The organism is Rhabdochromatium marinum, assembly GCF_016583795.1.
In the GTDB taxonomy this organism is placed as follows: domain Bacteria; phylum Pseudomonadota; class Gammaproteobacteria; order Chromatiales; family Chromatiaceae; genus Rhabdochromatium; species Rhabdochromatium marinum.
In genome coordinates this window covers 1-1,628 of the sequence record NZ_NRRS01000163.1, presented here as the reverse complement: position 1 = coordinate 1,628, position 1,628 = coordinate 1, and the positions used below count along the sequence as shown (strand labels likewise).

Genomic DNA, 1,628 nt, shown 5'->3' with positions numbered 1-1,628 from the left:
GGCGCCAAGATTGTTTTGAGCTTACGTGCATTGGTTCAGTCGACCGGACGCTGGGCGCAATTCTGGGACAAGATCGATCAGTTCGGTGCTCAGCCTTGCTAAGGACATTATTGAAAGGTAGCACCCCATGCCCAAGCGGACGGCGGCCGCCTCATCGCCGACCGCTCCCCCGAGAGGAGCCCAGTCCGTGCGTACGCCGTCCTCGCCAACAACGATGCCTTCCAGGGATGTCCCGTAGTGAGTCAAGGGCTCAGCCACGCCATAGAACATCAGGCCAATGCCCATCCCCGCCGCGAACAGCATGGCGAACCAGGAGGTTCGCGAGAAGTCCGGCGTCGCTTCGGCGCCACCGATGCGGATACGCCCCAGGGGCGAGAAAATCAGGCCGAGACACAGCAACACGAAGACGTTGGCTGACAGCAGGTAAAACCAGGTCGCATTGGTGTTGATCCAGTTCTTCGCCCCGTTAAAGATGGCAGTCGCCTGCTCGGGCAGGGCTAGGGTCAGCACCACGAAGCCAAAGATCATCAGGGCCGACACGGCAAACACGGCACTGTGGATGTCGATACTCACCCCGAGGGGACGGGCCTGGTAGTTGTCCTGACCGATCTGGTAATCAGTATCGATCAGATTGGCCGCCCCCTGCGGGGCCGGTATGCCGACCGACTCGAGCGGGATGTCCAGCGCTGGTGCAGGTTTTTCTTCCATGGGGTTCTCCCTTGACTGCCTGAATTCGAATAGAGGGGCTTGCGCGGTGGTCGCGTGAAGCGCCGTGTTATACGGCGGACAGATCCCGGCGCACGAGAAACACGGATGCCTTGGTGTGCTGGGCGATCTTGGCCCCGTTGGCCGGCATGATGGCATCGAGATGGGTAGGCAGATGTGTTGCCATCACCACCAGGTCGGCGCCGACATCATCAATGGCCTGGACGAGGATTTTGTCCAGGTCGGCGGCCGGGTCATGGCTGTTATAGACGCGCGCCGTCGGCTCATGGCCGCTATCGGGCGCATGCTGGTGGGCAAACGCCCTGAGCTTGACCTCATATTCCTCAGGCGTGCGGGCCACTGCACTGGGCTGGGAGGTGGTCACACCGACATAGCACAAGGCCGCTCTGTAGTGGCGCGAGAGATCGGCCGCGACGGTCAAAGCCTTTTCCAGCGCACCCAAGTGCGCAAGATCCACTGGCACCATAATCTTGTGAAACATGAATCTGTGCCTCCTGGGGTTACGCGAGCGTCATGCTGCGAAGATCATCCTGCACTCCGCGCCACCCGCTCATCGGGTAGGAAGTCCGAGAGTCTAGCAGAACGATGATGTGGCGACCAAAGACCGGGACGGTGGAGCGCCAACTTCAGAATGTTGCGAGTCGGGGGGGAGCGCCTTTGTTGCAAGACGCCAGTCAATAAAAGTCTGTCTGGAAAAGTTCAGACGCAATGTGCAAGTGTTTTCTTGAGTATAGCAATCCAGATCATGTTCTGCCGCTAAAGCGCACCACGGCCCAGGGCGAGCGCGTATTAACGCTAGATCTGACATGATGTTGCGGCCCCCTGTTAGCCAATCGCCTTGAGGAGCCTTGAGTGTCCGCCAGCATGATCGAGCATTTTGCCAGCCTTGAAGATCCCCGTAT

Annotated in this window: 1 protein-coding gene and 1 pseudogene; both read right to left on the bottom strand. The window is 59.5% G+C overall.

The window, feature by feature from the left end; all coding sequences use genetic code 11:
* Positions 1 to 126: 126 nt before the first annotated feature.
* Positions 127 to 708, bottom strand: a pseudogene (locus tag CKO36_RS19015) (BCCT family transporter); the annotation flags it as partial.
* A gap of 67 nt (positions 709 to 775) precedes the next feature.
* Positions 776 to 1,207, bottom strand: coding sequence for a universal stress protein (locus CKO36_RS19010; RefSeq protein ID WP_200286471.1), 432 nt, complete (start codon positions 1,205 to 1,207; stop codon positions 776 to 778).
* Between the last annotated feature and the right edge of the window lie 421 nt (positions 1,208 to 1,628).